The sequence below is a fragment of the Flavipsychrobacter sp. genome (genome assembly GCA_041392855.1).
GTDB lineage: Bacteria > Bacteroidota > Bacteroidia > Chitinophagales > Chitinophagaceae > UBA5543.
This window is the reverse complement of record JAWKLD010000001.1, coordinates 2,621,335-2,647,213: the sequence shown is the minus strand read 5'-3', so window position 1 is coordinate 2,647,213 and position 25,879 is coordinate 2,621,335. Positions and strand designations below refer to the sequence as shown.

Annotated in this window: 18 protein-coding genes; 8 read left to right on the top strand and 10 right to left on the bottom strand. The window is 39.6% G+C overall.

What is annotated here, in order from left to right; translation table 11 throughout:
- Positions 1–52: 52 nt before the first annotated feature.
- Entirely contained in the window at positions 53–1,894 is a 1,842-nt protein-coding gene (gene yidC, locus R2800_12180; protein ID MEZ5017805.1) for a membrane protein insertase YidC, read from the top strand.
- A gap of 218 nt (positions 1,895–2,112) precedes the next feature.
- Here yidC and gyrB read toward each other — a convergent pair whose 3' ends face one another.
- Positions 2,113–4,089: a DNA topoisomerase (ATP-hydrolyzing) subunit B gene (gene gyrB / locus R2800_12175; protein ID MEZ5017804.1), complete on the bottom strand. Its 1,977-nt coding sequence runs from the start codon at positions 4,087–4,089 to the stop codon at positions 2,113–2,115.
- A 344-nt stretch (positions 4,090–4,433) separates the two neighbouring features.
- On the opposite strand from gyrB, the gene R2800_12170 reads away from it, so the two are divergent.
- Positions 4,434–5,294: an AraC family transcriptional regulator gene (locus tag R2800_12170; GenBank protein MEZ5017803.1), complete on the top strand. Its 861-nt coding sequence runs from the start codon at positions 4,434–4,436 to the stop codon at positions 5,292–5,294.
- 6 nt (positions 5,295–5,300) lie between these two features.
- Here the strand turns inward: R2800_12170 and R2800_12165 are convergent, their stop codons facing one another.
- Both R2800_12165 and R2800_12160 read right to left on the bottom strand, forming a co-directional pair.
- Complete coding sequence (locus R2800_12165; protein MEZ5017802.1) at positions 5,301–6,812, bottom strand: lipopolysaccharide biosynthesis protein; 1,512 nt, start codon at positions 6,810–6,812, stop codon at positions 5,301–5,303.
- A gap of 25 nt (positions 6,813–6,837) precedes the next feature.
- Positions 6,838–7,878, bottom strand: a complete 1,041-nt coding sequence (locus R2800_12160; GenBank protein MEZ5017801.1) for a 2-oxoacid:ferredoxin oxidoreductase subunit beta — start codon at positions 7,876–7,878, stop codon at positions 6,838–6,840.
- A 169-nt stretch (positions 7,879–8,047) separates the two neighbouring features.
- On the opposite strand from R2800_12160, the gene murI reads away from it, so the two are divergent.
- Positions 8,048–8,872, top strand: a complete 825-nt coding sequence (murI, locus tag R2800_12155; protein MEZ5017800.1) for a glutamate racemase — start codon at positions 8,048–8,050, stop codon at positions 8,870–8,872.
- Here murI and R2800_12150 read toward each other — a convergent pair.
- Entirely contained in the window at positions 8,869–10,521 is a 1,653-nt protein-coding gene (locus tag R2800_12150) for a CTP synthase (protein ID MEZ5017799.1), read from the bottom strand. The genes murI and R2800_12150 overlap by 4 nt on opposite strands.
- 223 nt (positions 10,522–10,744) lie before the next feature.
- Between R2800_12150 and R2800_12145 the strand changes: the two genes are divergently transcribed.
- Both R2800_12145 and R2800_12140 read left to right on the top strand, forming a co-directional pair.
- Positions 10,745–12,724, top strand: coding sequence for a dehydrogenase E1 component subunit alpha/beta (locus tag R2800_12145; GenBank protein MEZ5017798.1), 1,980 nt, complete (start codon positions 10,745–10,747; stop codon positions 12,722–12,724).
- A gap of 80 nt (positions 12,725–12,804) precedes the next feature.
- Positions 12,805–13,641 carry a hypothetical protein gene (locus tag R2800_12140; GenBank protein ID MEZ5017797.1) on the top strand — a complete coding sequence of 279 codons (837 nt, stop codon included), beginning with the start codon at positions 12,805–12,807 and terminating at the stop codon, positions 13,639–13,641.
- Here the strand turns inward: R2800_12140 and R2800_12135 are convergent.
- The 5 genes from R2800_12135 to R2800_12115 all read right to left on the bottom strand — a co-directional run bounded on the left by R2800_12135 (position 13,638) and on the right by R2800_12115 (position 21,050).
- On the bottom strand, positions 13,638–14,060 hold the full coding sequence (locus R2800_12135) for a Rid family hydrolase (GenBank protein ID MEZ5017796.1): 423 nt from the start codon (positions 14,058–14,060) through the stop codon (positions 13,638–13,640). The two genes, R2800_12140 and R2800_12135, sit on opposite strands and share 4 nt — an antisense overlap.
- A 19-nt stretch (positions 14,061–14,079) precedes the next feature.
- Positions 14,080–15,537 (bottom strand): aldehyde dehydrogenase, encoded by a 1,458-nt coding sequence (locus R2800_12130; GenBank protein ID MEZ5017795.1) that lies wholly within the window; start codon positions 15,535–15,537, stop codon positions 14,080–14,082.
- 131 nt (positions 15,538–15,668) lie between these two features.
- A complete protein-coding gene (locus R2800_12125; protein MEZ5017794.1) occupies positions 15,669–16,730 on the bottom strand; it encodes a hypothetical protein in 1,062 nt (353 codons plus the stop codon).
- A gap of 200 nt (positions 16,731–16,930) precedes the next feature.
- Entirely contained in the window at positions 16,931–19,042 is a 2,112-nt protein-coding gene (gene feoB, locus R2800_12120) for a ferrous iron transport protein B (protein ID MEZ5017793.1), read from the bottom strand.
- A gap of 91 nt (positions 19,043–19,133) precedes the next feature.
- The gene (locus R2800_12115; protein ID MEZ5017792.1) at positions 19,134–21,050 is read right to left on the bottom strand and encodes a gliding motility-associated C-terminal domain-containing protein; all 1,917 of its coding nucleotides are present in this window, start codon (positions 21,048–21,050) and stop codon (positions 19,134–19,136) included.
- Positions 21,051–21,181: 131 nt separating this feature from the next.
- Here R2800_12115 and R2800_12110 point away from each other — a divergent pair, with 131 nt between their 5' ends.
- Positions 21,182–21,715 (top strand): lipocalin family protein, encoded by a 534-nt coding sequence (locus tag R2800_12110; protein ID MEZ5017791.1) that lies wholly within the window; start codon positions 21,182–21,184, stop codon positions 21,713–21,715.
- A gap of 48 nt (positions 21,716–21,763) precedes the next feature.
- Here R2800_12110 and R2800_12105 read toward each other — a convergent pair whose 3' ends face one another.
- Positions 21,764–24,319, bottom strand: coding sequence for an ATP-dependent Clp protease ATP-binding subunit (locus tag R2800_12105; GenBank protein ID MEZ5017790.1), 2,556 nt, complete (start codon positions 24,317–24,319; stop codon positions 21,764–21,766).
- A 187-nt stretch (positions 24,320–24,506) separates the two neighbouring features.
- Here R2800_12105 and R2800_12100 point away from each other — a divergent pair, with 187 nt between their 5' ends.
- Positions 24,507–24,881: an STAS domain-containing protein gene (locus R2800_12100; protein MEZ5017789.1), complete on the top strand. Its 375-nt coding sequence runs from the start codon at positions 24,507–24,509 to the stop codon at positions 24,879–24,881.
- A gap of 57 nt (positions 24,882–24,938) precedes the next feature.
- A complete protein-coding gene (locus R2800_12095; GenBank protein MEZ5017788.1) occupies positions 24,939–25,841 on the top strand; it encodes a ribonuclease Z in 903 nt (300 codons plus the stop codon).
- The last annotated feature ends 38 nt before the right edge of the window (positions 25,842–25,879 follow it).

Here is a 25,879-nt window from a genome sequence, read left to right as displayed (position 1 = left end):
TAATTGGTGTACAGCTCATTTTATATACCTTTGCAACCTTATTTTCTGACAAATGGATCGTAATTCAGTCATCGGCTTTGCATTATTAGCCGCACTACTTATTGGATATATTACATACAATAATTACTCTCAAAAGGAGTATAAAGCACAAAAACAGGCAGACTCTATAGCCAAAGCTAAGGTTCATCCTATGCCTGCTAAAGTAGATACTGCAGCTACTACAACCGCTATAGTTGCAGATGCAACAGTGCTTGATAGTACTATTGTAGATAATAGACCTGCCGCTTATACTGGTGAAGCTAAAGAGGTAACTCTTGAAAATGATCAAATAGCGATCACGTTCAATACTAATGGTGCCCACCCTAAAAAGGCACTATTAAAAGAATATAAAACACATAGCGGAGAACCACTATATCTTTTTGACGGCGCATATAATAAGCTAAGTGCTGTGTTACCTATTAATAACGGTGCAGTAGCTACAGGTGATCTATTTTATGAAGTAGTCGAGAATACAGATGCTGATGGTGCTAAATCACTGACATTTACTGCCGACCTAGGTGATGGTAAACTTGTAAAAATAAAATATGCACTACCTGCTACGGGGTATATGTTACAATACAACATGGACCTTGACGGCATGCCTGTTGGCGGTGCCTTACCATTCACTTGGCAAACGGAAGCGCTACACACAGAGAATGACATTAAGAATGAGCGTATCAATAGCCAAATCTATTATCGCTATACCAATGAAGATCATGACTACTATACAATAAGCAATAAAGAAGATGAAAAAGAAAGCCTGGAGAGCAAAACCAACTGGATAGGTTTTAGACTTCACTTCTTTACGAATACCATCATCTCTGACGAAGGTTTTAACAATGCAGTAGTAATAGGTAAAACAAAACTAGATAGCGACAATATTGTAGCTCAAAACAAGAACACTTTTGATGTGCCTTTTGATGCTGCTACACAATCTGCTAGCTTACGTTTTTACATTGGACCAAACCATTACAAAACACTACGCTCTTACAAAATAGGTATGGAAGAAATGGTTCCTTTGGGTTACGGACCAATGTTCTTTGTTAAGTACATCAACAAATGGTTGATCATACCAATATTCAATATACTAAGCAGCTTTATTAGCAACTATGGTGTTATCATCATGTTGATGACCATCATCATAAGATTACTCCTATCATTCTTTACTTATAAGAGTTATTTGTCTGCTGCTAAGATGAGAGTCTTAAAACCAGAGCTGGACGAACTACGTGAAGAGTGTGGAGAAGACAAGCAAAAATTTGGTGTAGAGCAGATGAAGCTATACAAACAAGCTGGAGTTAACCCTCTTGGAGGTTGTTTACCAACTCTATTCCAGTTACCAATACTTTTTGCGATGTACTACTTCTTCCCGTCATCAATAGAATTAAGACAGGAATCTTTCCTTTGGGCGAGCGACCTATCTACTTATGATAGTATTGCCAGCTGGACGTCTACAATACCAGTATTAAGCTCCGTATATGGTAACCACATTAGTTTATTTACTATCCTTATGACAATATCAAGTTTATTCTTGGCATTGTATAATAGAAATATGACGGCGCAAGATCCTAACAACCCAATGTTGAAATGGATGCCGTTCATCTTCCCTATCTTCTTACTAGGTATCTTTAACAAAATGGCAGCGGCACTTACTTTCTACTACTTCTTTAGTAACATGATCAGTATTGCACAGCAGTTTATCATTCAAAAGTATATCATCAACGAGGATGCTATACATGCTCAAATCCAAGAGAATAAAAATAAACCTGCTAAAGAGTCTAAATGGCAACAACGCCTACAAGAGATGCAGAAGGCACAAATGGAAAAAGCAAAACAACAACAGAAGAAGAAATAATACAAAGCGGGTATAACTACCCGCTTTTTTTATACCCTATAAACTAGTAAAACTTGTATATTAGCAATCCTAAAATGATTATATACACTATAAGTGTCTATTAATAAGCTTTCGTTTCAATAGGGGTAAAGTTCATTGCTACTTTGTAGCATATGGCTGAAATGAAAAAAAGCCTTACAATCTTGTAAGGCTTCCTTTTTTATATAACATTGTACTGTTTAGATATCGATCTTAGCATACTTAGCGTGTGTCTCTATAAACTCACGTCTTGGCGCAACCTCATCACCCATCAACATAGAGAATACCCTATCCGCTTCGGCTGCACTTTCTATAGTCACCTGTTTTAACAAACGTGTGCTTGGGTCCATTGTCGTTTCCCAAAGCTGACTTGCGTTCATCTCACCAAGACCCTTATAGCGCTGTATGTTCACACTATCTTCTTTACCATTAGCCATTCTATCCACAGCTGCCTTACGTTGATTATCATCCCAAGCATATTCTTGATCTTTGCCTTTCTTCACTAAATAAAGTGGTGGCTGCGCCAAGTAAACATACCCTTGCTCTACTAACTCTTTCATATAGCGGAAGAAGAAGGTCAATATCAATGTTGCGATGTGAGAACCATCTACATCAGCATCCGTCATGATGATGATCTTATGATAACGCAGCTTAGATATGTTTAAGGCTTTGGCATCTTCTTCAGTGCCTACAGACACTCCCAATGCTGTAAACATATTCTTGATCTCTTCATTCTCGTAGATCTTATGCTCTTGTGCTTTTTCTACGTTCAGTATCTTACCACGAAGAGGCAGGATAGCTTGATAGCTACGGTCGCGGCCTTGCTTAGCCGTTCCACCCGCCGAGTCACCCTCCACTAGGTATAGCTCACATCTTGCAGGATCTTTATCCGAGCAGTCTGCCAGCTTACCAGGCATACCTCCACCCGAAAGTACATTTTTACGCTGTACTAGCTCACGAGCCTTACGTGCTGCTGCACGAGCCTGTGCCGCAATGATAACTTTATCAATTATCATCTTAGCTTCTTTAGGGTGCTCTTCAAGATAGGTTTCTAAAACACGGCTAACCGTAGTATCTACAACACCTATTACCTCTTTATTACCTAGCTTGGTTTTTGTTTGACCTTCAAACTGTGGCTCAGGAACTTTTACAGAAATGATAGCACTCAACCCTTCACGGAAATCGTCACCAACGATATCTACTTTAGCTTTCGCGAACAGATTGTTCTTATCACCGTAAGATTTAAACACTCTGGTTATTGCCCTACGAAAACCTGACACGTGTGTACCACCTTCTATAGTATTAATGTTGTTTACATAAGAGAATATATGCTCACTATAAGAAGTATTATAGTTCATCGATACCTCTACAGCAACATTAGATGGCTCATCATGGCCTTCCATATATACAGGAGCTTCCAACAATGGATTACGCTTGCCTGCAGCATCCAACATTTGAACAAACTCTACGATACCCCCCTCACTATAAAACTTCTCTTGAATATTATTGCCTGCATCGTCTTGCTCACGCTCGTCTACTAATATGATATTGATACCCTTATTTAAGTAACTCAATTCACGTAAACGTCCGGCTAATATCTCACGGCTATATATGTTTTCTTTAAAAATGCTATCATCAGGTGTAAAGAAAACTCTTGTACCCGTAATATCGGTTGTACCTGTTTCTTTAACTGAATATAGAGGAGCACCTTTACTGTATTCTTGTTCAAAAACTTTGCCCTCTCTGTGTACAGTAACATGTAATAACTTACTAAGCGCATTTACACAACTAACACCAACACCATGCAAACCACCGGATACCTTATACGTATTCTTATCAAACTTACCACCTGCGTGTAGTACGGTCATTACTACCTCTAATGCAGAACGACCTTCTTTTTCATGCATACCTGTTGGTATACCACGTCCGTCGTCTTGCACACTAATAGAATCGCCCTCGTGTATAGTAACAGTAATATTGTTACAATATCCTGCCAAGGCCTCATCTATAGAGTTGTCAACCACCTCATATACAAGATGGTGTAGCCCTTTGACACCTATATCACCAATATACATGGCAGGGCGCTTACGCACCGCTTCAAGACCTTCTAATACTTGTATACTTCCTGCGTCGTAACCAGGATTAGCTGACTTATTTTCTTCGTTTTCTGTACTCATAAAACAATTAAGAAAAACACTAAAAAATAGTATTTCTGTTTATGGATCGGCCACAAAGAATGACCGTAAAATTTGCTTGAATATAACCTAACAAAGTTAGCAAAAAGCGACATCTTATACAAGAAAAAACAATGTTTTTTAACAGTACTAAAACCCTTTCCTGTAAAGCATTTCAGCCATTTTCAAATAATCTGTTTTTCAATATTTATTTCGTTAAATAAATATACATTTTGCTATTAATGTTTCTCTATCCAAAAAACTAGCCCTATCGCTCAATATTATATTGCTATTATCCTTATAACTGCCTGATTCCGCTTAATTTAAATAATCCTATATTTGCAGCCGTGCCTAAGGTAAAAGACATAAAGGTTATTACTAAGCAAAGCGCTCCGATAGAACGTATCTTGGGGCAGGAAGCTCAGATAGTAGACCGTAACTTCATTTTCAAAAGTCATATTGTCTATTCTGAGAAGATAGAAGTGGATTTTCCTAGTAATGCATGGCCCGATGAGCATGCTAAACTGCACTTATTCCCAATAGAAGACGATCAGTTCTGTTTACAATTGCTTTATCTAAAGCATGATATTCGCCCTGAAACGGCCACTATCTTCTGGATAGAGTTTCAGCCACCTTTTTTTGAACAGTATCCACTGGATATATTACTTGCCGAGCAGCCTTTCAGCTTCAACAAGGTTACTGAACAACAGTTCTCTATCTGTAAGCAAACAGAAGTACTGCTGGAACAACTACAAGAAGTACAAAATAAAACCAACTTCACTACCGCTTTACAGCATAATGAGTTGTTGATACACTTGCTGAGAAGAGCGCTAGAGTGTATCAACCTACCATTCACCGCCTGCCCTGTACCTGCGTGTAGATTCTTAGCTTTTGAAAGTGAGCGTGAAAAAGTGATTGCCGCCAAGGAAACTATTGAAGCCAATTTGGATAGCCCACTAACCATTAAAGAGCTCTCACGTACGGTAGCTATGAACGAGTGCTACTTGAAAAAAGGATTTAAAGCATTGGTGGGCAAAACCATTCATGAATACACACAAAGCCTGCGCATTGCCAAGGCAAAAGAAATGTTGCAAACCGGCACTACAGTATCTGATGTAGCCAACGAGCTTGGCTTTAGCAGTATATCGCATTTTAGCACTGCTTTCAAAAAAGCTACAGGCACCAAGCCTTGTGAGTTATTGAAGTAACTCTTTCTATTTTATGTATTTCCCTATTATTGGAATGCGGGTCAGCTCTTCTTTTTCTGACCTTACGATAAACAATACATACAGCACAAACAAGATCAAACCTGATACTATACGTAGTACCATACTATCTGTTAATACATAATTGCGCAACAGTGCTTGTATAAAGAATAGAAGCAACATCATACCAATATACTTGCCAATAGTAGTAAGACTATATGGAATAGGATAATGTTTTTGACCCCATAAGTAAGATAACATCATCATAACCCCATAACAGAGTAGCATGCCCCAAGCACAAGCTGCATAGCCCCAATAAGGTATCAATGCAAAGTTGAACGCTATAGTAACAGCTGTACCTATTATTGCAATGTATGTGCCATACATGGTCTTATCCGTTAGTTTGAACCAGATATTTAAATTGTTATATATACCTAAAAAGACAAATGATAGTAGCAACACAGGAACTAGGTCTAGCGCTACTCTATATTCAGGCGAAATAAAGTATTGCCATAGATCTATAAACAATGCCACATTCAAAAACATAAATGCCATCACTACCACAAACCACTTCATCACTCTTGCATAGGTATATTTAGCATCTTTTTCTTGAGCAATAGAAAAGAAAAACGGCTCTCCTGCCAAACGGAAGGCCTGTATAGCAAGCTTAATCATTATGGCTAGCTTTAGCGTAGCCCCAAAATAGCCTAATTGGATTGTTGTTTCTTCTTTGGTAGCAGGGTATATTTTTTTGAAAATTGGAATACTCAACTGCTCATTAGCCGTACCTGCAAGCCCTGTTATTAATATGGGCAAACCATATTTTAGTACACGCTTGTAGACCCCTTTGTTGATGATAGGCTTGAACTTCAACAGCTCACTAGACAAAAGAAGTAGGGTAAACAATGCCTGTAGCACATTAGCAAAGAGTATAAACCCTAAGCCCCAATATTTATTGTAGAACTCTGCAAACCAACCTTCAGGATTGCGTTGCGCAATACCTTCCCCCATACTAAAAAGAAACATCACTGTACCTACAAACAGTATGATGCCTGCTACTTTGGTAAAAGCGTATTTGCGAGGCCTATTCTCTTGCCTCAACCTGGCATATGGTAATGCAGATAATGCATCTAGCCCTAAGATGGCGGCTATCCATACTACATATTCTACATGATTGCCCAAATCTAGAAAACCTGCAATAGGTGTTTGCAGCATGATAATAGATGCTGTAAATAGCAGTGTGGTTAGCAGCACTGACGTAACCTGAGTACTATAGAGCTCTTGCTTATCTTCGGTATTACTAAAACGGAAAAACGTTGTTTCCATTCCGTAGGAGTAAACAATATTCAGAAAGGGGAGTATGGAATATATGTAGGTGTACAACCCATATTCTACCTGACCTGCAACACCTACAAGCGTATAGGTGAAATAAGGAGTAAGCACATAAGTAAGCAAACGTGCAGCAATATTGCTGACACCGTACCAAACTGTTTGGCTTGCTAGTTTTTTTAGTGATCCCAATTATTTGTGTTCTACATCAGACGCTTTACTCGATCACCCAGTTCTCCTTACCTTTTAGTAAGCTATCCAGATCACCATCGCCTTTGGTGGCTACTGCATGCTCTACTTGTAACTGCATAGCATCCTCATAAGTTGGGCGTTCTACTGCATAAAACACACCTACCGGACGAGGGAAGTGACCTTCTACAGAAGGATTATCGAAGAAGCGGGTTAATATCTGCGCTTTAAAGAAATCTTGCTCATCATGCACCCACAGATCATCCACACTTACGGTTCCATCTTCAAGATTCACGATCTCGGGCTTGTGCCCATTCAGACGGATACCTTTATTTTTTTCTGCACCATATATCAATGGTTGCCCTTGTTGCAAATAAAGCACCTCTTCAGCACGAGTTTCTTTATCTGTGAATGTAAAGAAGGCTCCATCGTTGAAGATGTTACAGTTTTGGTAGATCTCCAAGAAAGAAGCACCATGGTGTGCATGCGACCTTAATAGCAACTCTTGTAAGTGCTTAGGGTCACGATCCATACTTCTGGCAATAAAAGTAGCATCAGCACCCATAGCCAATGCTAGTGGATTGAAGGGATGATCGATACTACCAAAAGGTGTTGACTTAGTTATTTTATTTTCTTCAGATGTAGGAGAATATTGCCCTTTGGTCAAACCATATATCTGGTTATTGAACAACAATACATTCACATCAAAATTTCTACGTAATAAGTGTATCGTATGGTTACCACCAATACTCAATCCATCACCGTCGCCTGTTACTATCCATACACTCAATTCTGGCCTTGTAGCTTTCAACCCCGATGCAATAGCTGCAGCACGCCCATGTATAGAGTGCATGCCATAAGTATTCATATAGTAAGGGAAACGAGAGCTACAACCAATACCCGAAACAATAACGATATCCTCTTTAGGAATACCCGTTTGTGGCAGTATGGTTTGTACTTGCTTTAATATCGAATAATCTCCACAACCAGGACACCAACGCACTTCTTGATCTGTAGCAAAATCTTTTGCTGTAAGTGCTGGCTTTTGTGGTGTTGCAACGTCACTCATAAGTAAAAATATCATGCAAAATTACTGTATTCATACCAGTATTTAAAACATCTACAGCATTGTGACTGTTAATTATGAAAACCTAAGTAGGTTGCTATCGATATCGCGGTACAGATAAAAACATTAGCACTGGTCTCTACCAGTGCTTTTCTTTGATATATTTGTGGCTATGGCTGCTCCAATAGGCATATTCGACTCAGGTTACGGTGGTTTGACCGTTTTTAAGGCTATAAAAGAAAAAATGCCTGAGTATGATTATATATACCTTGGCGATAATGCGCGCGCTCCTTATGGCGACCGTTCTTTTGAAGCGGTATACCATTTTACACTAGAGGCTGTAAAATGGCTATTCGACCAAGGCTGCCAACTGATTATTCTAGCCTGCAATACCGCTTCAGCAAAGGCACTGAAGACCATTCAGATGCACGACCTACCCTTGCTGGGATCAGAAAAACGTGTTTTAGGTGTTATAAGACCCACAGCTGAAATAATAGGGCAGTATTCTGACTCTAAAACCGTAGGTATACTAGGCACTAAGGGCACTATACTGTCTAACACATACCCCATAGAGATCAACAAGTTCTACCCTGAACTTAATGTATATCAACAAGCTTGTCCGCTTTGGGTGCCCATCATAGAGCACAAAATGGCAGATAAAAAGGAAGCGGATGCCATAGTACAGATGGATATCGAAAGCTTACTAGCTCAATCAAAAAATATAGATACCATACTTTTAGGCTGTACCCATTATCCTCTGCTGGAAGAGACCATTAAAAAGCACTTACCAGAAGGGATAAGCACCATATCACAAGCTGATATTGTAGCCGATAGCTTACAAGACTACCTGAGCAGGCATAAGGATATAGAACAAAATATTGGCAAAAATGGCCATATAGCATTCTATACTACAGATAATACTGAGGATTTTAATACCAACGCTCAAACCTTTTTTGGGAGTAGTATTCAGTCAACTCATGTTGATATACAACACTAGTCTACCTGCTGCTTATCAAAAGCCTTCTTCATCCCGCCGTTTCTCTTGCCCTGAGCCTCTTTTGCTGCTTTTATAAAGGCAACAAACAATGGATGCGGGTTTTCTACCGTGCTCTTATACTCCGGGTGATATTGTACAGCCACGTAGAAAGGGTGGTCTTTCAACTCCATCACTTCTACCAGTTGTGTTTTAGGGTTTCTACCCACAGGTATCATACCTGCTTTTTCAAACGCTTCTAAATATTGGTTATTAAACTCGTAGCGGTGACGATGGCGCTCCGAGATAGAAGTTGTACCGTATATTTCAGCTAGTTTGGAATCTTTTTTCAACTCACAAGCATAAGCTCCTAATCTCATTGTTCCGCCCATCTGCGTTATATCTTTCTGCTCTTCCATAATAGATATAACCGCATCCTTAGTATCCTCGTTTACTTCAGTAGTGTGTGCGTTTGGCATGTTCAGCACATTGCGGGCAAACTCTACACAAGCCATTTGCATACCTAGGCAAATACCAAAGAATGGTATTTTTTGCTCACGCGCATAGCGAATAGCATCAATCTTTCCTTCAATACCTCTACTACCAAAACCCGGTGCTACCAATATGGCATCCAAGTTGCGTAGCTTCTCTTCTGCATTTTCTTTTGTAAGATATTCTGAATGTATATTTCTAACCTCTACTTTACACTCGTTAATAGCACCTGCGTGTATAAACGCTTCAAGAATTGACTTATAAGCATCTTGTAATTCTACATACTTACCTATAAGACCAACAGTGATGCTTGTTTTAGGATAGCGTAGTTTGTTTAAAAACTCTTTCCATTTATCCAGATCGGGCTCTTTACCAAAATCTACATTAAGCTTCTCCAAACAAATTTCGTCCAAGCGTTCCTTCATCATTTCCAACGGAACGCTATAGATCGTATCTGCATCTTTAGCTTCTATTACCGCATCCTGTGTTACGTTACAGAATTGTGCAATCTTTCTTTTTATATCCTTATATAATGGCTCCTCTGTACGGCAAACCAATATATCAGGGTTTAAACCATTCTCACTCATCAGCTTTACTGAGTGTTGTGTAGGTTTAGTTTTTAATTCTTTTGCCGCTCTCAAATAAGGAATAAGTGTTAGGTGCACCACAATACAATTGTGCTCTCCCAAGTCCCATTTCAACTGACGAACCGCCTCTATATACGGTAGCGATTCAATGTCACCTACCGTACCACCAAGCTCAGTAATAACAAAATCGTACTTGTTGCCTTCTCCCAAAAGCATGATACGACGCTTAATTTCGTCAGTAATATGCGGGATAACCTGTACCGTTTTACCTAGGTAAGCACCTTCGCGCTCTTTATTGATCACATGTTGGTATACACGACCTGTAGTTACGTTATTAGCCTGAGAGGTGAACGTATTTAAAAAACGCTCATAGTGTCCTAAGTCCAAGTCCGTTTCCGCACCATCTTCCGTTACATAACACTCCCCATGCTCGTATGGGTTCAGCGTACCCGGGTCTACGTTTATGTAGGGATCAAACTTTTGAATGGTTGTTGTGAAGCCTCGGGCTTGTAACAGTTTAGCCAACGATGCAGCTATAATACCTTTACCTAATGAAGAGGTAACACCTCCTGTTACAAAAATGTACTTAGTCATAACGCTCCTGTTTTTGCAGACCGGTGCGCAGCGAAAAATCCAATAAATATGGGGAATTGCTGTTGCGGTCGCACAAAGTTAATAAACCTTGAGATAAGCTAAAACTAATGTGGAAATGTTATATACTAAAAATGCCTTCAAGACTAAAAATAGCCCTAAATAAAAGGCTATTCTTTTTAGGTTTAATTGTGGAAGCGTTTATTTTTGTTGCAAACTGTGCGATATGCAATTTGACAGGGGTGGGCTGGATAGTAGCCTGCTAATAGAATTATATAAGGAGTTATTAACGCCTAGGATGATAGAAGAGCGAATGCTGATTCTATTAAGACAAGGCAAGGTCAGCAAATGGTTCAGCGGAATAGGTCAGGAAGCCATATCGGTAGGTACTACCATGGCTTTGGATGAGGATGAGTATATCATGCCCATGCACAGAAACCTGGGTGTATTTACTAGCCGTAAGCTACCTCTGGACAAGCTGGTCATGCAATGGCAGGGCAAAAAAGGAGGCTATAGTAAAGGCAGAGAGCGCTCTTTCCACTTTGGCGATGCAGAGCATTTTATATGTGGTATGATCTCCCACCTCGGACCTCAACTAGCCATAGCCGACGGTGTAGCACTAGCCCACAAACTAAAAGGAGAGCAAAAAGTAGCCGTAGCCTTTACCGGTGAAGGAGGTACCAGCGAGGGCGATTTTCATGAAGCACTGAACGTAGCAGCTGTATGGGGGTTACCGGTTATCTTCATTATAGAAAACAATGGCTATGGGCTGAGCACACCTACAGAAGAGCAATACGCTTGCGAAAAACTGTCGGACAGAGCACTTGGCTATGGTATGAAGGGAATTACCATTGACGGTAATAACATTTTAGAGGTTTACAATACCATCAAAGAGGCCAAAAGCTATTGTATAGAGCAACAAAAGCCAATACTAATAGAGTGTAATACCTTTAGAATGCGTGGGCACGAAGAGGCCAGCGGGGTAAAATATGTACCACAACACTTATTTGATGAGTGGGAGCAGAAAGACCCTCTTCTTAATTATGAACAATGGCTGCTTTCAGAAGGTATTATCACTAAAGAAGAAACCAATACCATAAAAACCGATATACAGAACTACGTAAAAGATGCTGTAGCCAAAGGGTTTGCCGCTGAAGATGTAGTACCTGATACGGAGGAAGAGTATAGCGACTTGTTTGCAAAAGACCATACGGGAGTTATTGCTCCAAAGTCTACAAACAAGACGGAGAAAAAATTTCACGAAGCTATTAGTGACGCCTTGAAACAAACAATGGACAAGTACCTTAATATGGTTATTATGGGACAGGACATTGCAGAATATGGAGGTGCTTTTAAAATAACAAAAGGCTTTGTAGAACAGTTTGGAACCAGTAGAATAAGAAATACGCCAATTTGTGAAAGTGCCATTATTGGTGCTGCGCTTGGCTTGTCGCTAAAACGATATAAGTCGGTAATGGAAATGCAGTTTGCAGATTTTGCAACTGTAGGTTTCAACCAAATAATCAACAACCTTGCTAAGATACACTACCGCTGGGGGCAAAACGCTGATGTGGTAGTGCGTATGCCAACAGGTGGCGGTGTAGGTGCAGGACCGTTCCACTCGCAAAGCAATGAGGCTTGGTTCACACACACACCTGGGCTGAAAGTAGTTTACCCATCTACCCCTGAAGACGCTAAAGGCTTACTTATAGCAGCTATAGAAGATCCAAACCCTGTTATGTACTTTGAGCATAAGGCCTTATACCGTAGTATATCAGGCGAAGTGCCTGATGATTATTACACGGTAGAGATAGGTAAAGCCCGTCAAGTGACCACAGGTACAGACATCAGCATCATTACTTATGGTATGGGTGTGCACTGGGCTACAGCATATGCAGAGCAACATACTGATGTTTCTTTCGACATTTTGGATCTACGTACGCTTTCGCCACTTGATTATGATGCCATAAAAGCATCGGTAGCTCGTACTGGTAAAGTATTATTGCTGCATGAAGATACATTGATAGGTGGTCTTGGTGGAGAAATTAGTGCATGGATAGCACAGCATTGTTTCCAATTATTGGATGCACCAATTGTTAGATGCGCCAGCTTAGACACACCAGTACCTTTTGCTATTGAGCTGGAACAAAACTTTTTGGCAAAATCTAAACTGAATAGTGCTATCGAAGAGCTATTAAATTATTGATTTAACGTTTTATAATAATATTAATTACAAAACGCCCTGCATAAGTCAGGGCGTTTCTTATTTTCGTGTAGCATTCTGATATGAAACAATTTTCTTACACCAATATTTTATTGATAGGGCTACTAGCATTGTTCACACTTGCTTGCAATAACGAGGGTGAAGATCGTGGTCCGATTATACTTGGCAACGAAAGAACAATTGTCACAGAAACGGACTCTGTTTACTTGCAAGACCTAGTTCTTGATCTGGACTTTGCACCTGCTGAAGAAGAGGAAGTAAAAGAAGTGCTCACAGACTCTGTAAGGTTTGAACAAGCTAAAAAGAATGTTGTAGTCTCTAAAGAGATGATGCTAAGTGGTGGTGGGCTGAAAGTACCTTTCCCACAGGTTACCATGTTCATCCCGAGTATTACTACCAGAACCTTTCAAGAACAAGATCTTAAAAAAGCACACGGTGCTAGCTACCAAATAACCAGTGGTACACTTGACAATAACTACCTCATACTACAAGGAGCAACGATTAAAGAAGTAGCCATGCGCTACCAAACAGTTATTATGGTGAGTAATGACTTAGGCATGTTAGAGTTAACATCTCTACGCAAGCTTACCGACTGGAAAAGCATGGAAGGCAAGAATGGCATGTACAACCTTGAAGAGTTGGACATCAAAAACCTTGACTATACCAAAGTATCCAACAATGCCATCCGCAATGCAGTAAACCGTGCTACTAAAAGTAAACGCATGCGCAGGTCGGCACAGGTAAGCTGGGAAAACAGCGTAAAAGATGTTAGCCACACTAACCAAAAGCCTTTATACCCAGTAATAAGGGCAGTAATGTGGAGAGTAAGAGGTATAGACAAGGATGGCAATCATTTCCAGAAACAACTAAGAATAGATATTCCTGTTCGTATACCTTAGTCTACCGTTGCAATACATTTCAGCTCTATAGCTATTGGCGTAGGCAATGAGCTGATCTCTACTGTAGTACGGCAAGGCTGGTTATCCTTAAAATATTCCGCATATATCTTATTGTAGGTATGAAAGTCGCGCTTCATATTTACTAAGAACACCGTTACATCTACCAGCTTATCCCAACTGCTACCACATTCTTCCAGTACTATTTTCACATTGTCGAACACGTTGCGGCATTGCGCTTCAAAATCGAAGTCAATGAAGTTGCCGTTTTTGTCCAATGTCAAACCTGGTACTACAGTATCATTTTCACCTGCTTCTCGTGGTCCTATTCCTGAAAGGAAAAGTAAGTTGCCCACCTTACGCGCGTGCGGATATAAGCCTACAGGTTTTGGCGCTTTATTAGTAGATAATTTTTCAGACATATTTTTCTATTCTAATAATTTACAGTTCTATACAAACATTCTTAGGCTCGGTGAAGAAGCGCATAGCTTCCCAGCCACCTTCTCTTCCCACGCCTGAGTTTTTCATACCACCAAATGGCGTTCTCAAATCGCGGAGTAGCCAACAGTTTACCCAAACGATACCACTATCTACGTTAGCAGCTACACGGTTGGCTCTGGTTACATCTTGCGTCCATATTGTAGCCGCCAAACCATAATCGCTGGTATTCGCCAATCTTAAGGCTTCTTCCTCATCTTTAAATGGCTGTAAGGTAACTACAGGGCCAAATATCTCTTCCATATTGGTACGGCAGCTGGCACCAAGCCCTTCTATGATGGTTGGCTCTATAAAATAACCGTTCTCACATCTACCTTCAGGCTTAATGGCATTACCACCCAGTAATATTTTACCTCCTTCTTCTTTAGCCAGTTCTATACAGCTTAGCACTTTATCGTAATGCATCTTGCTCACTATAGCACCCTGCTTGCTTGTCTCATCAAGAGGATCGCCCACTGTAAGCTTTTTAGCTCTTTCAACGAACTCTGTTTTAAACTTTTCGTAGATGCTCTCTTCTATTAGTATCCTGCTACCACAAAGACATATCTGACCCATGTTGGCAAAAGAAGATTGCAATGTAGTGCGCATGGCTTTATCCCAATCGCAATCAGCAAATATGATATTAGGGTTTTTACCCCCCAACTCTAATGACAGCTTTTTAAACATAGGTGCCGCCACACTTGCAATGTGCTTACCTGCTCGCGTACTACCTGTAAAGGATATGGCTTTTATTTCTGGGTGGGCTACTATGGCACTACCACAATTTGGCCCATTGCCGTGTACTATATTCAATACCCCATCTGGCAAGCCTGCTTCTTTACAAATAAGGCTTAGCATATAGCTGGTCATTGGCGTTACCTCACTAGGCTTTGCTATAACACAGTTTCCAGCTGCTAGTGCAGGTGCTATCTTCCAGCTGAATAAATACAATGGTAAGTTCCAAGGAGAGATACAACCCACAATACCTACAGGCTGACGTAATGTGTAGTTAATAGCTCTACCTTCCATGCTATGGCTATCGGTACTGAAATGCATCAATCCCGTAGCAAAGAACCTAAAATTGCTAGAGGCACGAGGTATGTCCACCTTTTTGCTCAACCATAATGGCTTACCATTATCATTACTCTCTGCCAATGCGAGCGCATCGAGGTTCTCTTCAATTAATTCTGCTATTCTATTAAGTACTTTAAACCTTTTCTCAGCAGGTGTTGTACTCCATTCGCCAAAAGCAGCTTTTGCCGCCTTTACTGCATTTGCCACATCTGCCTCCGTACTATCAGGTATGTTACAATACACCTCTCCTGTTGCTGGGTTCACATTATCTATATAAGCGCCACCTTCAGGAGCTACAAATTCGCCACCTATGTAGTTAGTTATATTTTGGGGAGTTTTTAGTTCCATAATCACAAAAGTAACATTTCGTTTTTGTAGTTGAACACCTTATATAGATACAAAAAAATAGCACCCGACCATTGGTGCTATTTATACACTATAACAACTTCCTTTTTTAAAAGATAGTTACAAGAAGGTGACTATTTATCACCTTCCTGCTGCTTTACTATCTTCATCGTCTCTGTCTTAGCATTTATTTCTTTAATTACTTGGTCTAGTGTTTCTGCTGCTTCCGAAATACCTTCAAGTACCTGCTCATTGATCGGGTCTTCAGGGTTCTCTTTATTAAACAGTTGGATCATACCCATTATAGAAGCCACAGGGGCACGTACTTTGTGCGATTGTATCCAAGCAATATCTTTTAGTTTCTGGTTTTGTAATTGTATTTTCTGTACATACAAGCGTTGTTGTGTTACATCTTGTATTGTTCCTTTAACAACAGAAATAAGACCTGTTTCCGTAAGTATTACCTGACCACGAACGAGTATATGTCTTACTTCTTTGGACTTGGTAATAACCCTGCAATAGAAATCTGGAAAGAACTTTTTTATGAATATGGTATCAATTACTTTCTCCAAGTGTTTTACATCATCTTCATGAATAATACTTGAGAAATTCGTGTAGTTCAAATCCTTACCAACTTTGATATCCAAGATCTCTTCAGCAGCTTCCGATAGCTCTACGGTCTCTTGCATTACATCCCATTTGATGTAGCCTATCTTTGCTATCTTCTCTGCTTCCTGTAGTTGCTCATTCTTTTGTTTCAGCTCTTGTTCTACCTCTTTTCTATGATCAATTTCTTGTTGCATCTCTTCGCCCGAGCGCATAGAAAAAGCCTTTGCTAATATCTTTACTACATAGAAAACTGTTATCCAGCTAATAGCACCTGTGATAAATCTTATTAGCGCACTGATACGATAAGTAGGCACCCAGAACATAAGTGCATCTACAAAATAAGTAGCACCACTAAATAGGATAAATGAAGCGAATAGTAAATAAAGACTATTGAACCCTACAGGTTTCTTTTTCTTTACTACATAAAATAGGATAAGAATTGGTATGATAAAATAGGCAGACCATACAAGTAGATCGCTAATGATGTAGAACCATCCGTGAAATTGAGTCCAGTTACCACTCTCCCAAAAAGAGCGGAAATCTTGATACTCAAAAAGGTTTTTAAAGAAGTTAGTGACTTCCTTCATAATTGATGTTTGTTTTATACAAACACTCCTTACGGCGTGTTTTTTATTTTGTGTGTGTTTTGAAACTGCTATTTAATAATAGACTTATTAATAACAGCGACACAAAAATATATTACACTTGCACTTTCTCCCTTAAATATACACCCATTAACTAATCATTATGAAAAGTATTTATACCTAAAATAACCTGAAAGCCTTGCCTAGAAGATATTATAGGCAATAAAAGCCCCTAAATAGGCAATAGCGAACATGTACAAAAATTGATAGATCGGATACTTCCAGCTGCCTGTTTCTCTTTTTACAATTACCATAGTACTCATACATTGCATGGCAAACACGTAGAATATCAATAAAGAAATGCCTGTACCTAGCGTGTATACAGGTCGGCCATCAGCTCTACGGGCTGTACTCATTTTTTGACGTAACGTTTCTCCAGCATCTTCATTGCCCACACTATATAGTGTGGCCATAGTACTCACAAAAACCTCTCTTGCTGCAAATGAAGTAACCAGCGCGATTCCTATTTTCCAGTCGTAACCCAAAGGTCTTATTACAGGTTCCATAGCATGACCAACTATCCCTGCAAATGAGTTTTCTAAACGTTCCGTACCCTTTAAATTTCTTAAGCTATCTGCATGTTGGGGTTGTTGTTCTATCAAAGAGGCATACTTAGCATCTATTGCATCCATTTTGGATGGTGGGCCAAAACTTGCCAAACCCCATAATAATATGGAGATGATCAATATTACTTTACCGGCATCGGTAATGAATATCTTGGCCTTTTCTACCATAGTAATACCTACATTCTTCCAGCGAGGCATGCGGTATACAGGTAGCTCCATTAAAAAAGATGTAGCACCTTTCATCTTCATGGTCATGCTCATCACCTTAGATACGATCATTGCCATTACAAAACCCAGCAGATACAACCCCATGAGTACCAACCCTTGCAAATTGAATATGCCCACACTTTCATCAGGCACCACTAAACCTATTAGTATAGTATATACAGGAAGCCTTGCCGAACAACTCATTAATGGGGTCACCATAATAGTGATCAGCCTTTCTTTCTTATTCTGTATCGTGCGTGCTGCCATTATAGCGGGAACTGCACAAGCCATACCACTTATTAAAGGCATTACGGATTTACCGTTCAGTCCTACACTACGCATTAGTCGGTCTGTTAAGAAACTGATACGTGCCATATAACCACTGTCTTCTAGTATGGTTATAAAACCAAATAGTATCATTATCTGTGGTATAAAGATGACTACACCTCCTATACCTGCCAGCAGTCCGTTAATGAGTAGATCTTTAAACAAGCTGTCCGCCATTACACCATCTAGCCAGTTACTCACAAAGGCAAATCCCTCATCTACCCATGTCATGGGGTAGTCTGCCAACCAAAAAATACTTTGAAAAAGAGTAAAGAGAACTAGTAACAATACCACATTGCCCCATAAGGGATGGAGCAACATTTTATCAATACGCTCGCTTACAACAGCACGTTTTAGAGGATGCTCTTCCACCACACAACGCTTCATGATGCTATCTATCTTTTTGTAGCGTTGTACTATTTCTTCCGCCTGCACTTTGGCTTTATGAAACTTAACCTCATCGAGTAGCGCCCCTATTCTTATCCGCTGTGCAGCAGTAAGGTAGCTAAGCTCTAGATAATTACATGCGGTATGTAAAGCATTGTAATCGCTCTCCAGCGTACAAATAGACCTTATATCTGCCAACCATTCTCCCGATATTTCTTTTATATCAATAAATGATCTGGCACTTGTATTCGGATGTAGGTTTTTTACCCCTTCAATAGCTTTTTTTAGCTGGGTTATGCCTTTGTTCTTTCTTGGGTTTATAGATACTACAGGGGCCCCCATTAGTCTTTGTAGTTCTTTAGTATCTATTCTTATGCCTTTTTTACGGGCGATGTCGTTCATCGTTAATGCGATCACAACAGGCACTCCCAAATCCATGATCTGTGAGCAGAAGAGTAAATTTCTCTTCAAGTTAGCGGCATCTGCTATCACAACAATAAGATCTGGACTATCATTACCACTACTATTCAACAGTACTTCATAGGTCACCTGCTCATCTGCACTCTTAGGATAAAGACTATAAGACCCTGGTAGATCAATGATATTAGCAGAAAAACCGTCACTTATTGCAGCAACGCCCGTCTTTTTGTCTACGGTCACTCCGGGAAAGTTCCCCACTTTTTGATTCAACCCAGTAAGTGTATTGAAAAGAGAACTTTTCCCACTGTTAGGATTGCCCACTAACGCTATCGTATACTCACTCTGCATATGGATAAGAGTGCAAATTTACACAATACTAGCTGCCTATTGACACAGAAATGCTGATAGGGGTATATTTTTTCCGATTATGTAAATGTACTTAACGCAATAGTGTGATATTTCCTTTAAGAAACTGGTCTCTTTTGGTTGATCTGGCTCTATACTCAATGATATAGAGGTAAGTACCCATGTTCGCAGGTTGACCTTGTACAGTACCTCTCCAACCAGTGAAGGGATTATCTGTTTTGAAGACCAACTCACCCCATCTGTTATAAACACTCATTTTGTACATAGATACAGGGCAGGTTACTATTGGTTTAAACTCATCATTGCTTCCATCACCATTAGGAGTGAAGGCATTTGGCAGTACCAAGCAATCTTCACAAAGAGAGAAACCGACGTATACTGTATCTATATAAGAGCCACACTCATTTCTGGTCGATCTTTTATACACCCCTTCCCTGTAAGGCTTTATGCAACAGTCAAAATCTCCAGTATTCCACTTATACAGTACGCCATAAGGCAATTCGTTACCTATCAACCTAGTTGAGTTCTGACACATTATTTCATTATCTTCCAGCTCTTCGTGCGGCGTATAGGTCACATTGATCCTTACTTTTTTCTTAGGGCTTTCACACATTCCTATCTTTTGCGAAACAAATAGGTCATAATAGCCTGGCTCTTGTGTTATGACAGCAGGTTGTGTTAGGCCTCCTACTACACCTGCAGCATTGACATACCACTGTAGTTGCTCTCCTTTTACGTTTAATACAGGCTGAGAAAATTGGCAAACAGTAGTGTCATTGACAAGGGGCTGTGGTGTAGGGGGTTGTATATAGACGTGTACTGAATCTGTTTGAGTACCACATCTATTAGTAGCAGTAAGTGCATACACACCTGTTTTTGACACTACAATTTTGTCACTTGTAGCTCCGTTACTCCAAGTATAAGTATCAAACTTTACTGACGAATTGATCGTGACAGGTTCGTTTTTACAATTCACTATCTGATTGCCAAGTGATAATTTCTCGGGATGCCTGTATTGAACAATAAAAGTATCTATATAGGTATGGCAATTGGCATAAGAAGTACACCAATATTTACCATCTTTTGTTGCTGTTATGTCTTTTGTTGTAGCTCCGTTACTCCACAAATAGTATTCCCCATCTTGCCCGCTACTACTTAGTGGCATAGGTAAATGCTGCGCTAAACAATAACTCGAATCATGAGTAGCGTAAGTAGTATCTGTATTTTTCAGTTTGATAACACTTACATCATCAATATATATATACGCTCTTGTGTTATTGGCAATATTAGGGATTGCAGGGTGTATTGGTTTAATATTAGGTGTTCCTCCTTTCTTAAAGCGCCCCATGGTTAGCCATTCTTCCCCACCTTTGGCGATATATATATCAGATACCCTTACCCAGTTTGATGTATCGGTAAGAAATCTGCCAGTACGGTTAATAACTGCATAAGGCAAGTTAAGTGTATAGCCTGTTCCTACAGAGGTTTTAGCTGCCGCAAAATTTACGCCCAGCTCATCTATACCTACATAGTTGTAAGGCTGCGATTGCACTACACCCGCATTAACGAAAAAAGTAACACAATAGCGCTCTCCTTTTTGCAGAGGTTGATTGAGCTTACATTGTATATACTCACTATAATCCAGCGTTTGCACTCCACCCTGATAGCTGGCTTCCCAAGCTATAATCCCTGCATAACCATTGCCTGTACGTGCATTTTGATACCCAAAACTATTACTTGGTACAGAGACTCCTGTGTTAACTTGTGCACATCTATTAAAATAATCTGGAGTAGCATCGTTCAATGGATTATTCCATGCTTTTACCGTTGGGAAATCTATATAAGTAGGCGAGTAGGCTAAACTTGATATGCTAGAGGGGCATGCGTTAAAATCTTCAAAGGAAGGATTAGGCACTAGGTTTTGGCTATTAGCCCGAAGGCTAAAAAGGGTAACTATTGCAATGACTGCATATAGCAAATAGTGCTTCATAATAAGGGACCAAGTTTGGTCTTTTAAGAGACGGCTGTTTTTAACTTTCTGTTGGTAAATCAGCTGTTTTTGTATGTATTTTTAATGGAATATTTATATAAATGCTGTTTTATTAGCTAAAAGTTATACTTATGAGTATATCAATTGTAAATAAGAACATATATCTGTTGCTAGGTTTAGTAGCTGTTTTGTTATCTTCCTGTACTATGAAAGATTTGAAAACGGTAAAGTATGTAGATGTGGAGCAGTATTTAGGTAAGTGGTATGAGATCGCCTCTTTTCCTCAAAGCTTTCAAAAGGGTTGCTCTTGTACTACTGCCGAATATAGCATGAACGATAATGGCAGCCTTAAGGTGATCAACTCTTGTAATGTTGAAGGCAAGCGCAAAACAGTAACCGGAAAAGCATTTGTAAAAGACAAAAAGTCCAATGCTAAACTAGCAGTACAGTTTTTTTGGCCATTCAGAGGTAAGTATTGGATAATTGAGCTAGCTGACAATTACTCTTACGCAGTTGTAGGGCACCCCAATCGTAAATACTTATGGATATTGTCCCGAACGCCAGAGATGGATAAAGAGCTTTATGAGCAGCTTTTACAAAAGGTAAGCGCTAAAGGCTTTGATACAAATAAGCTAGTAGTTACCGATCAATCTTGCTGGAAATAAAAAGGGCAGATGAATATTCATCTGCCCTTTAATATTTAGTCGTTATTACTATTCCTCTTCTTTAGGAGTAGTTGATTCATTCTTTTTACTAGAAGGAGATTTTTTAATTGTAAAAACAATTTTCTCTTCCTTCTCATCAAAATCTGCTTTCACTTGGCTTCCCTCATCTATCTTTTGGTTTAGTATTTCCTCAGCTAGTGGGTCTTCCAAGTATTTTTGGATGGCTCTGTGTAATGGTCTTGCACCAAACTGCTTATCATAACCTTTCTCTGCTATAAAGCTTTTAGCCTTATCGGTTAAGTCTAGCGTGAAACCTAGCGTGCTCATTCTCTTCAACACATCTTTCATGATGATGTCGATGATAAGTGCTATATCTTTTTCGTCAAGAGAGTTGAAGATAACTACATCGTCAATACGGTTTAAGAACTCAGGAGAGAAAGTACGCTTCAATGCTTTTTCGATTACGCCGCGCGATTCTTCTTCTGCATTTTCTGTTCTCGCATTAGTAGAGAAACCTACACCTGCTCCAAAGTCTTTTAATTGACGGACACCAATATTTGATGTCATGATAATCATAGTATTCTTAAAGTCTACTTTACGACCAAGACCATCTGTTAGCTGTCCATCATCTAATACTTGTAATAGTATGTTGAAAATATCTGGATGTGCTTTTTCAATCTCATCAAGTAGAACTACAGAGTATGGCTTACGTCTTACTTTTTCCGTTAGCTGTCCACCTTCTTCATATCCTACATATCCCGGAGGCGCTCCTATCAATCTACTCAAAGAGAACTTCTCCATGTACTCACTCATGTCAATACGTATTAGCGCATCATCACTATCAAACATATGGCGTGCTAATGCTCTTGCCAACTCTGTTTTACCCACACCTGTAGGCCCTAAGAAAATGAATGAACCTATTGGCTTCTTCGGATCTTTCAACCCTACACGATTACGCTGTATTGCTTTTACTACTTTCTGTATCGCATCGTCTTGTCCTATTACAGCACCTTTCAAGTCATCGCCCATTCTACGAAGCTTTTTGCTTTCCGCCTCTACCATTCTCATAACAGGTATTCCTGTCATCATACTTATCACCTCAGCAATATGCTCTTCATTGATAGGGAAACGTTTATGCTTCGCTTCTTCTTCCCACTCAGCTTTGGCTTGCTCCAGCTCTTCCCCTAGTCTTTTTTCTTTATCTCGTAATGCTGCGGCTTCTTCAAAACGTTGGCTTTTTACAACCTTGTTCTTTTCAGATTTGATATCCTCGATTTGCTTTTCCAGATCAAGGATATTCTGAGGAACATTTATGTTTTTCAAGTGTACCCTTGCACCTACCTCATCCATTACGTCTATCGCTTTATCCGGCAACAAACGATCGGTCATATATCTATCACTTAGTTTCACACAAGCAATTACAGACTCTTCATCGTAATTAACGTTATGGAAATCTTCGTATTTAGATTTAATGTTATTAAGTATGGTAATCGTCTCTTCAATGCTTGGTGGCTCTACCAATACTTTTTGGAAACGACGATCTAATGCACCATCTTTTTCAATATGCATTCTGTACTCATCAAGCGTAGAAGCACCTATACATTGCAGATCACCTCTTGCCAATGCCGGCTTAAAGATATTGGAAGCGTCCAAAGAACCAGAAGCACCACCTGCACCAACTATAGTGTGTATCTCATCTATGAATAGTATTACATCGCGATTTTTTTCTAATTCGCTCATAATAGCTTTCATGCGCTCTTCAAACTGGCCACGGTATTTAGTACCTGCTACCAATGCGGCTAGGTCTAAACTGATAACGCGTTTGTCGAACAACACACGTGATACCTTACGCTGTACAATACGTAGTGCCAAGCCTTCTACAATGGCAGTTTTACCAACTCCAGGCTCTCCTATTAGTATCGGGTTATTCTTTTTACGTCTTGAAAGTATTTGAGAAACACGCTCGATCTCTTTTTCACGACCCACTATCGGATCAAGACTACCTAACTCAGCCATCTTGGTAATATCTCTACCAAAATTGTCTAATACAGGTGTTTTAGATTTCGTGTTACCTGTTTGGCGGCGCTGTTGTTGAAACTGGCGTCTTTCTTCATCTTCATCAAAATCTTCAGAACCAGGATCACCATAGTCCCCTTTAGGAACATCTCCTTGCAAGATGCCTAGCTCTGTTTTAAAGCGTTCGTAATCTACATCGTGCTTGTACAGTATTTGCGTAGCTACGTTCTCTTTATTCTTCAAGATGGATAACATTAAATGTTCCGTTTCAACAGTAGGGCTTTTCAAAGCCTTGGCTTCTAGTACAGTTATCCTGATAACCTTTTCTGCTTGTTTGGTCAGTGGCAAACTATTAAGATTAGCAAGAGGTTTGTTGCTCTTGTCCTTTATAGCTAGTTCCAACTCTTTTCTAAGATCGAATAGATCTACTTGCATTGTTTGCAGCACCTTCACTGCCAAGCCATCACCATCACGTATCAAACCAAGTAGTAGATGCTCCGTACCTATAAAATCATTTCCCAATCGTAATGCTTCCTCACGACTATAAGAAATAATCTCTTTTACTTTGGGTGAGAAATTTGAATCCATTGTATATCTCCTTGTTTAAGTTAAAGTTAACACTATTGGAGGTAGTGGCGTATTGTGTTTCATTATAACGTTATTGCCTGCTATTTTATTTCTGCAATGCTCTACTAACTAATATACGAAGAAATAGTACTAGAGTTATGTTATTTTTGTTTTGGTAAGTATTTACCTTTTAAACTACCTTCTGTATATGGAGTTCAAAATTGATACCAAAGAGACATATAGTGTTATTGCGCCGCTTAGCGAGCATTTAGATGAAAATATGGCAGCGGCTCTTCGCCAAAAATGTATCAGCCTTGTGGAAAACGGCAGTCAAAATTTTTTAATTGATATGTGTAACTGCATTTCTGCCGACAATACGTCATTTAGCACTTTGCTATCCCTACACGAATATTGTTATACCAATGGCTACTCTTTAGTATTTACCAATGTTACTCCTGCTGTGCTGCAAAGCATAAAAGACAAAGAAATAGATGAATTACTAAATATAGCCCCTACTGAAATAGAAGCAGTAGATATCATTAGTATGGAAATACTAGAACGTGATCTATTCAACGAAGAATAGATAGCTTATTTTATGCGCTAGTTATTAGCACCGTTTCAAAACAAAAAAGCATAGGAAATGAAAGTAACTATACTTGGCAACAACTCAGCTCTTCCAGCTTTTGGCAGGCACCCAACATCTCAAATTGTTTCTATTCATGGCGATAGTTTAATGATAGATTGTGGTGAAGGAACACAAATTCAAATGCAACGTTTTGGCCTGAAATGGAGGAAGCTAAAACATATTTTCATCAGTCATTTGCATGGCGATCATTATTTTGGATTGGCGGGCTTAGTGAATAGTATGAGCTTGTTGGGTCGTACCATGCCTTTGCATGTATATGGTCCTGCCGAACTAGAGCCTATGCTACAAGCTGTACAAGATACTGCCGGTACAGAATATTCTTACCCATTTCATTTTCATCCACTACCAGAGGGGCGCGCTAAAATATTAGACGATGAAGGCTATTGTGTCTCCTGTTTTCCTGTAGAACATAGGATAGCCTGCCATGGCTTTTTGATAGAAAGCAAAAACAAGGGCAGGAAGATATTGCCCTACCAATGTAGAGAATATGAGATACCCAGATATTACTACAAAAAACTAAAGGAAGGGGAAGATTATGAACGGAAGGATGGCACTATCATAAAAAATGAATGGGTAACTACGGATGGGCCTAGCCCAAAAAGATATGCTTATTGTGCAGATACACTATTTACCCAATCTTTTCTTGAAGACATAAAAGGCGCAAATACTATATACCACGAAGCTACCTACCTGCACGACAGTGTAGAAAAGGCTAAGGCTCGTTTTCACAGTACAGCGCTACAAGCTGCAGAGCTAGCAAAACTGGCTGGGGTAGAGCAGTTGTTACTCGGGCACTACTCTTCAAAGTATAAAGAGTTAACCTTGTTTGAAGAAGAAGCCAAGCAAGTTTTCTCGAATGTACAGGCTACTGTAGAGGGTAGTACTTATGATGTATAAAAAAGCCCCGCTCTTTTTGAGCAGGGCCATATAATGCT

Excerpts from the sequence above, each read along its gene's own strand:
- R2800_12130 (MEZ5017795.1), bottom strand. The coding sequence starts at position 15,537 with ATGGAACTAAAAACTCCCCAAAATATAACTAACTACATAGGTGGCGAA.
- R2800_12110 (MEZ5017791.1), top strand. The coding sequence starts at position 21,182 with ATGAGTATATCAATTGTAAATAAGAACATATATCTGTTGCTAGGTTTA.
- R2800_12095 (MEZ5017788.1), top strand. The coding sequence starts at position 24,939 with ATGAAAGTAACTATACTTGGCAACAACTCAGCTCTTCCAGCTTTTGGC.
- R2800_12105 (MEZ5017790.1), bottom strand. The coding sequence starts at position 24,319 with ATGGATTCAAATTTCTCACCCAAAGTAAAAGAGATTATTTCTTATAGT.
- R2800_12135 (MEZ5017796.1), bottom strand. The coding sequence starts at position 14,060 with ATGTCTGAAAAATTATCTACTAATAAAGCGCCAAAACCTGTAGGCTTA.
- feoB (MEZ5017793.1), bottom strand. The coding sequence starts at position 19,042 with ATGCAGAGTGAGTATACGATAGCGTTAGTGGGCAATCCTAACAGTGGG.
- gyrB (MEZ5017804.1), bottom strand. The coding sequence starts at position 4,089 with ATGAGTACAGAAAACGAAGAAAATAAGTCAGCTAATCCTGGTTACGAC.
- yidC (MEZ5017805.1), top strand. The coding sequence starts at position 53 with ATGGATCGTAATTCAGTCATCGGCTTTGCATTATTAGCCGCACTACTT.
- R2800_12115 (MEZ5017792.1), bottom strand. The coding sequence starts at position 21,050 with ATGAAGCACTATTTGCTATATGCAGTCATTGCAATAGTTACCCTTTTT.
- R2800_12125 (MEZ5017794.1), bottom strand. The coding sequence starts at position 16,730 with ATGAAGGAAGTCACTAACTTCTTTAAAAACCTTTTTGAGTATCAAGAT.
- murI (MEZ5017800.1), top strand. The coding sequence starts at position 8,048 with ATGGCTGCTCCAATAGGCATATTCGACTCAGGTTACGGTGGTTTGACC.
- R2800_12100 (MEZ5017789.1), top strand. The coding sequence starts at position 24,507 with ATGGAGTTCAAAATTGATACCAAAGAGACATATAGTGTTATTGCGCCG.
- R2800_12145 (MEZ5017798.1), top strand. The coding sequence starts at position 10,745 with ATGCAATTTGACAGGGGTGGGCTGGATAGTAGCCTGCTAATAGAATTA.
- R2800_12160 (MEZ5017801.1), bottom strand. The coding sequence starts at position 7,878 with ATGAGTGACGTTGCAACACCACAAAAGCCAGCACTTACAGCAAAAGAT.
- R2800_12150 (MEZ5017799.1), bottom strand. The coding sequence starts at position 10,521 with ATGACTAAGTACATTTTTGTAACAGGAGGTGTTACCTCTTCATTAGGT.
- R2800_12140 (MEZ5017797.1), top strand. The coding sequence starts at position 12,805 with ATGAAACAATTTTCTTACACCAATATTTTATTGATAGGGCTACTAGCA.